This window comes from uncultured Leifsonia sp. (assembly GCF_945957465.1).
Lineage (GTDB): Bacteria > Actinomycetota > Actinomycetes > Actinomycetales > Microbacteriaceae > Leifsonia.
In genome coordinates, this window is sequence record NZ_CAMFLC010000089.1 from 1 (window position 1) to 6,887 (window position 6,887).

Below are 6,887 nucleotides of genomic sequence, written 5' to 3' on the forward strand. Positions count from 1 at the left end.
CGGCCGGGTGCCTGGCGCTCCCAGCGGGCTGATCGGGCCGGGCTGGCGTCAGGCGGCGGCGCTCGCGCGGCGGTTCCGCGCCGAGGCGGCCGGAGCGGCTGCCGGCGCGGATGCGGCGGTCGCGCTGCGCGAGCGGCCGACCGCGGTGATGCTCAAGGCGACCGGGATCGATGTCGTCTCCGGCGGCGATCACGCTGCGGAGCCGTGGGACGCGGACGTCGAGGTGAGCGTGTGGCTGGACCCCGCCCGCGGTGCGTACCTGAAGACGGTCGCCCGGGAGGGGGCGCTGACCGGGTTCATCTCGGTCGGCCTCCCGCACGCCGGAGCGGAGCTGACGCTGCTGTTCGAGCGCGGCGCCGCGCTGCCCGCGGAGCCCTCGGCGCTGCTGCGGCTCGACGCCGCCGACGCCGGGGCCGCGCCGGTGGAGGATCCGCTCGGCCCGGACGCGACGGTGTGCTGGTGCAACGGCGTCACCGCCGGTCGCATCGGCGAGGCGGTCGCCGCGGGCTGCGACACCGTCGAGTGCGTCGGGCGCGACACCCGCGCGGGCACCGGGTGCGGAGGCTGCAAGGGCCGGATCGCGGCGATCCTCGCCGCGGCCCCGGTCGCGTGACCCGAAGCGTGACCCGAATGCGGCGGCGACGATTCGTCACGAATGTCGCGATTCGTGCCACGAATGTCGCGATTCGTCACGAATGTCGGGAGGGCGCCGCTCGCGCCCTACACGTCGAGGCGGTAGCCGCGCTTCACGACGGTGGCGACGAGTCCCGGTGTCGCCAGGCTCTGGCGGAGCCGGCTCAGCGACACCTCCATCGCGTGCTCATCGCAGCCGCCGTCCAGCGCGACCGACAGCTCGCGACGGGACACGACCGCCCCGTTCGCCGCGACGAGCGCCCGGAAGAGCGACAGCGAGGTCGGGGTCAGCCGCACCGGGGTCCCCGCCACGACGGCCACCGTGCCGCGCAGCTCGACCTCCCCGTGCCGGGTGCTGACCCGCCGGGTCGACTCGGCCTCCAGCTGCTCGCAGACCAGCCGGATGAGCGCGCCCATCCGGAACCGGTCCGGCTGCAGCGGCTCGATCCCCGCGCTCACGAGCGGGGCGGAGGTGACCGGCCCGACGCTCGCGGCGACCACGTCCGACCGGAACGCCTCCAGCACCTCGGCGTGCCGGCCGCGCGCGAGGGCGGCGATGAGGAGGCCGTCGACCGCGGGCGCGCTCGTGAAGGTCACGCAGTCGAGCTGCCGGGAGGCGATCGCCTCGACCAGCCGGGTGGCGCGCTCATCGTCGTCCTCGGCCACCGACCAGGTGTACGGCGCGACCGTGATCACGCGGTAGCCGCCCTCCTTCAGCCGCTGCAGCTGACCAACATCGGTCTGGCCGTGCAGCTGGATCGCGACGGTGATGCCGGGCGGGAAGTCCGCGATGACCTTCGAGACGAGGGAGGCCGTGGTCTCTTCGTCCGACATCCCCGAGTCGTCGAGCCCGGCCGCCCGCACCGCGCCGCGCGCTTTCGGCCCGCGCACCAGGATCGTCGATGCCGCGAGCGCCCGCTGCAGCTCTTCGCCGAGCCCGGCCGAGTCGGCGACCTCGAACCAGCGCCGCATTCCGTAGCTCGTCGTGGCGAGCAGTACGTCGGGGGCGGTGGCGATGATGCGCTCGGTGTCCGCGATGACGGGGGCGTCGTCCTCGGCGTGCTGCATGTGCACCGTCGGCGCGTGCAGCACCGCGGCGCCGCGGCGCTCGAAGGCGTCGATGAGGTCGGTCGACCGGCGGTCGCTGGTCACGCCGATCCGGAACCCGGTCAGCTGATCGGGACGGAAGGCCGCCACGCGTTCGTCACTCATGTCAGCCTCCGCTCACCGCGGCGGCGCCGGCCAGCGCCGCGGTCGCGTCCGCGTCACCGCCGCGCGCCAGCCGGACCACCTCGCCGATGACGACCACGGCGGGCGACCCGACTCCGGCCTGCACCGACTCCGTCAGGATCGTGCGGAGCTCTCCGAACGCGGTCCGCTGTCGGGCCGTGTAACCCTGCTCGACGATCGCGACAGGCATCTGCGGGTCCATCCCGAAGCGTGCCAGCCCCGCCGTGATCGAGGGGAGGTTCGTGATCCCCATGAGGATGACGATCGTGCCGCCGAGGCCGGCCAGGTGCTCGAGCTCTGCGGGGGAGAGCGGCGCGTGCCCCGAGACGACCGTGAACATCCGGGAGGCCGTGCGGTACGTGACCGGGATACCGGCCGCGGCTGGCACGGAGACCGCGCTCGTGACCCCGGGGATGACGCTCACGGGGACGCCCGCGCGCCGGCAGGCCTCGACCTCCTCGCCGCCGCGCCCGAAGACGAACGGGTCGCCGCCTTTCAGCCGCACCACCCTCGACCCCTCCAGCGCGTGGGCGACCAGCAGCCGCTCGATCTCGTGCTGCGGGATGGGGTGGTGGCCGGGCCGCTTGCCTACGTCGATGAGCTCGGCGCCGGGCGCGAGCTCGGCGAGTGTCTCGTGCGGGGCGAGCCGGTCGTAGAGCACGACGTCGGCCGCCGCGAGGGCGCGGACCGCGGCGACGGTGAGGAGGTCGGGGTCGCCGGGCCCGCCGCCCACCAGGGTGACGGATCCGGTGCGGTGCGAGTGGGTCATCCGAGGTCTCCTTCGTTCGTGGCGGTCGCCGAGGAACGGATCGGGATGGTGGTCCCTGCCACGAGCACGGCACCCGCGGCTCGTTCCTCGGCCGTCGCCGGGCGCAGCTGCCCGCGCTCCTCGACCCGCGCGATCGACGGGTCGGGTTCGGTCGGCGCGTTGACGAACGACCGGAACCGGCGCAGCCGCTCGGGGTCGCGCAGCGTCGCCGCCCACTCGTCCTCGTAGGTGTCGATGTGCTTCGCCATCGCGGCCTCCAGCTCGGCGCCGAGACCGAGGGAGTCCTCCACGACGACCTCGCGCACGTGGTCGACGCCGCCGTCGAGGTCCTCCATCCACCGGGCCGTGCGCTGCAGGCGGTCGGCGGTGCGGATGTAGTACATGAGGTAGCGGTCGATGTAGCGCACCAGCGTCTCGTCGTCGAGGTCGGAGGCGAGCAGCTGCGCGTGCGCGGGCTGGAAGCCGCCGTTGCCGCCGACGTAGAGGTTCCAGCCCTTGTCCGTCGCGATCACGCCGACGTCCTTGCCGCGCGCCTCCGCGCACTCGCGGGCGCAGCCCGAGACGCCGAACTTGAACTTGTGCGGCGCGCGCAGCCCGCGGTAGCGCAGCTCGAGCTCGACTGCCATCCCGACGGAGTCCTGCACGCCGTAGCGGCACCAGGTGGAGCCGACGCAGCTCTTCACGTTGCGCAGCGCCTTGCCGTAGGCCTGGCCCGACTCGAAGCCGGCGTCGACGAGCCGCTTCCAGATGTCGGGCAACTGGTCGAGGCGGGCGCCGAACATGTCGATGCGCTGGCCTCCGGTGATCTTCGTGTACAGCCCGAAGTCGGTCGCGACCTGGGCGATGACCGCGAGCTTCTGCGGCGTGATCTCCCCGCCGGGGATGCGCGGGACGACCGAGTAGGTGCCGTCCTTCTGCATGTTCGCGAGGGCCCGGTCGTTGGTGTCCTGCAGCGGGCCGCGGCCGCCGTCGAGCGGGTAGGCGCTGTGCTGGCTGGCGAGGATGGAGCCGACGGCGGGCTTGCAGATGTCGCAGCCGCGGCCGGTGCCGAGCCGGCCGATGGTCTCCTCCCAGCTGGTGAGCTCCAGCACCCGTATGGACTCGAAGAGTTCCTGGCGCGAGAGCTCGAAGTGCTCGCACAGCGCGTGCGACACCGTCGCCCCGGAGGCGGTGAGCTCGGCCTCCAGCAGCTTCTTCACCAGGGGGACGCACGAGCCGCACTGGGTGCCGGCGCGGGTGCACGACTTCAGCTCGCCGAGGTCGTGGCAGCCGTCGGCGACCGCGCCGCGCACCGTTCCGGCCGTCACGTTGTTGCACGAGCAGACGTACGCGTCGTCGGGCAGCGCGCCGGCGGCGGGAGGCTCGGCCCCGGCGGCCGAGAGGTAGGCGGCGGGCTCGGCGTCGAGCTCGCGCCCGAGCAGCGGGCGCAGCCCGGCGTAGGGCGCCGCGTCGCCGACGAACACGCCGCCGAGCAGGGTTGTGGCGTCGTCGCTGACGACGAGCTTCTGGTAGAGGCCGCGCGCCGGGTCGGCGTACACGATCTCCAGCGCGCCGGGCTCGCGGGCGAACGCGTCGCCGAAGCTCGCGACGTCCACACCCGACAGCTTGAGCTTGGTCGCGTCGTCCACGGTCGTGAAGGCGGCGTCGCCGCCGAGCAGCCGGTCGGCGACCGTCTCCGCCATCGCGTTGGCGGGGGCGACGAGCCCGACCGTGCGGCCGTGGACGGCCGCGACCTCCCCGATCGCCCAGATCGCCGGGTCGGAGGTGCGGCACGCCTCGTCGACGACGATGCCGCCGCGCTCGAGGGTGTCGAGGCCGGCCTCCCGGGCCAGCTCGTCGCGGGCGCGGATGCCGATGGCGAACACGACGACGTCGGCCGGGACGCTCCGGCCGTCGGCGCAGCGCACCGCCTCCGGGAGGCCGCCGTCGCCGAGCACGATCTCGCGCGGGCGCGTGCCGAGGTGGAGGTCGACGCCGTGAGCCGAGATCAGCCGGCCCAGCGCCTGACCGGCGCCCTCGTCGAGCTGCGCCGACATCAGCCAGCCGCCCGAGTGGATGATGACTGCCTCCGCGCCGAGCGCCGCGACCCCGCCCGCGGCCTCCAGCCCGAGCAGGCCGCCGCCGGCGACGGCGACGCGGGGAGCGCGGCCGAGCCGCTCGCGCAGCTCGGCGACCTCCGCGACGAGCGCGTCGACGTCGTCGATGGTGCGGTAGACGCGGCACGCGGCGGCGCCGGGGATGTCGGGGACGGGAGCGGAGGATCCGGTCGCGAGCACGAGGTCGTCGTAGCTCAGCACGGTGCCGGTGGAGGTCGTGACCGTCCTGGCCGCGCGGTCGATCGCGGTGGCCGCATCGCCGACCCGCAGCTCGACGCCGGCGTCCTCCCAGTGGGAGGCGGGCTCCAGGGTGAGGTCGACGCTTCCGTCGGCGAGGCGCTTGCTCAGCTGCACGCGGTCGTACGGGAGGTACGGCTCCTCGGCGAGGACGACGATCGACCGGGGCCCCTCCTCCTCGCCGCGGCGGGACACCAGGGCGTCCACCAGCCGGTGGGCGGCCGGGCCGCCTCCTACGATCACGGTGCGTCGGCTCGTCATCCGGGCCCCTTCCACGTTCGCAGCGGCTGCCGCCGCACCGGTCGGGTCGGTCCTCGCCGGTGCCTTTCGAGCGTAGGTGGGCGGGGTTTCCCGACCGTTTCGGCTGTGTAACCCCGCGTTAACACCGTTCGCACAGCGCGGCCGAGGAGATGTGAGCCCGGATTCACGCGGACGTTACACGCGGCGACGGCTGCGGAAACATCCGCTTCCTACCGTGGGAGCATGACGATTACCCAGCCGACCGAGCGAACGGACGTCGAGCCCGGCACATGGGTGCGGGCCTGCCGCCTCGACGACCTGGAACCGTCCTGGGGCGAGGCGGTGCTGCTCCGGATGCGCCAAATCGCCGTGTTCCTCCTCTCGCCGCGCGAGGTCTACGCCGTCGCACACGAAGACCCCGCCGGGGGCGCACCCGTGATGGCGCGTGGCATCGTCGGCTCGCGCGGCGACCGGCCGACCGTCGCGTCGCCGCTCCACAAAGAGGTATACGACCTCGGCACCGGCGAGTGCTTCTCGGACCCGTCGCTCGCCCTCCGCACGTTCCGCACCCGCATCGTGGGCGGCTTCATCGAGATCGAGCTGGAGGGGCCGTGACGGAGGTGGTCCTGGCCGCCTCGCACGGCACCTCCTCGCCGGAAGGCCGCGCGGCTGTCCGCCGCCTCGTCGACGCGGTCGCCGCGGCGCTCCCCTCCAAGGTCATCGGCTGCCATGTTGACGTCGAGCAGCCGGACGTGCCGACAGCGCTCGCCGAAGCTGCTCGAATCGAAGGAGCCGATAACGCTGTCATCGTGCCGCTCCTGCTCTCGGCCGGTTATCACGTCTACGTGGATCTTGCGGAGTCAGCTGCGGAAGCCCGACTTCCTACGACCGTGACCGCGGCGCTGGGCCCGGACGCCCGCTTGGCCGAGGTGCTGGCCCATCGGCTGGCGGAGGCCGGATACCGGCCTGGCGATGCGGTCGTGCTCGCGGCAGCCGGCTCGTCGGATGAGCGAGCCGTCGCCGACTGCCACCGCACGTCAGCGCTCCTAAGCGCTCGTCTGGAGCGGCCCGTCTCCATCGGATTCATCTCGGCCGCCTCCCCGTCGCTGCCCGCCGCAGTCGCGATGGCACGCGTGCACGCACCCGGTACCCGGGTTGTCCTTGCGACCTACCTTCTTGCGCCGGGATACTTCTCGACGTTGGCCGAGCAGGCGGGCGCCGACATCGTGGCTGCACCGTTGCTCACTCCGACTTCAACACCCGAGGGAATTGTAGAGCTGGTCATCGAGCGGGTTCCGGCGGATCGGAAGACTCTCACGTCACGTTGACGCTTCGGGGGCAGCTGCGCCTGCCAGCGATACACGGGTCGGATCAGATCGTTCACCGCGAGGAAGTACCGGTCTCGAGTTCCCGCACGTCCGGTGACCGGGAGATCAACGAACGCTGGCAAGCGACCTTCCCGACGCTCGCTCCGGAGGATCACAGAGAAGGCCGTCATCGAGAATTCGAAGCAGAGCAAGCGGTCGTGGGAAGCTGAAGTTCTACCATTGAACTACACTCGCGTGGCCTGGAATCCCAGGAAAACACTGGGAAGTAAGGCTGCCGCCCACACTACCCGTTCAATGGTTTTGGGACTGGTGCAGCGATGGGTGACAGTTTCGGTTTAGGCCGCGAGGGCCAGG

Annotated in this window: 6 protein-coding genes; 3 read left to right on the forward strand and 3 right to left on the reverse strand. The window is 72.7% G+C overall.

Features of this window, described 5'->3' with window-relative positions; genetic code table 11:
- The coding region (locus Q0Q23_RS19380) for a (2Fe-2S)-binding protein (RefSeq protein WP_295128224.1) at positions 1-613 on the forward strand (613 nt) is incomplete at its 5' end.
- Between the two features lie 107 nt (positions 614-720).
- Here the strand turns inward: Q0Q23_RS19380 and Q0Q23_RS19385 are convergent.
- The 3 genes from Q0Q23_RS19385 to nirB are packed head-to-tail and all read right to left on the reverse strand — an operon-like array spanning position 721 to position 5,226.
- Positions 721-1,845: a uroporphyrinogen-III synthase gene (locus Q0Q23_RS19385; protein WP_295128227.1), complete on the reverse strand. Its 1,125-nt coding sequence runs from the start codon at positions 1,843-1,845 to the stop codon at positions 721-723.
- Between the two features lies 1 nt (position 1,846).
- Positions 1,847-2,632 carry a uroporphyrinogen-III C-methyltransferase gene (cobA, locus tag Q0Q23_RS19390; RefSeq protein WP_295128231.1) on the reverse strand — a complete coding sequence of 262 codons (786 nt, stop codon included), beginning with the start codon at positions 2,630-2,632 and terminating at the stop codon, positions 1,847-1,849.
- The gene (nirB, locus tag Q0Q23_RS19395; RefSeq protein ID WP_295128235.1) at positions 2,629-5,226 is read right to left on the reverse strand and encodes a nitrite reductase large subunit NirB; all 2,598 of its coding nucleotides are present in this window, start codon (positions 5,224-5,226) and stop codon (positions 2,629-2,631) included. The genes cobA and nirB overlap by 4 nt, the downstream gene beginning before the upstream one ends.
- Before the next feature lie 222 nt (positions 5,227-5,448).
- Here nirB and nirD point away from each other — a divergent pair, with 222 nt between their 5' ends.
- Together nirD and Q0Q23_RS19405 are read left to right on the forward strand one after the other, a co-directional pair.
- Positions 5,449-5,820, forward strand: a complete 372-nt coding sequence (nirD, locus tag Q0Q23_RS19400; RefSeq protein WP_295128238.1) for a nitrite reductase small subunit NirD — start codon at positions 5,449-5,451, stop codon at positions 5,818-5,820.
- Positions 5,817-6,533, forward strand: a complete 717-nt coding sequence (locus Q0Q23_RS19405; RefSeq protein ID WP_295128240.1) for a sirohydrochlorin chelatase — start codon at positions 5,817-5,819, stop codon at positions 6,531-6,533. The genes nirD and Q0Q23_RS19405 overlap by 4 nt, the downstream gene beginning before the upstream one ends.
- Positions 6,534-6,887 lie beyond the last annotated feature (354 nt).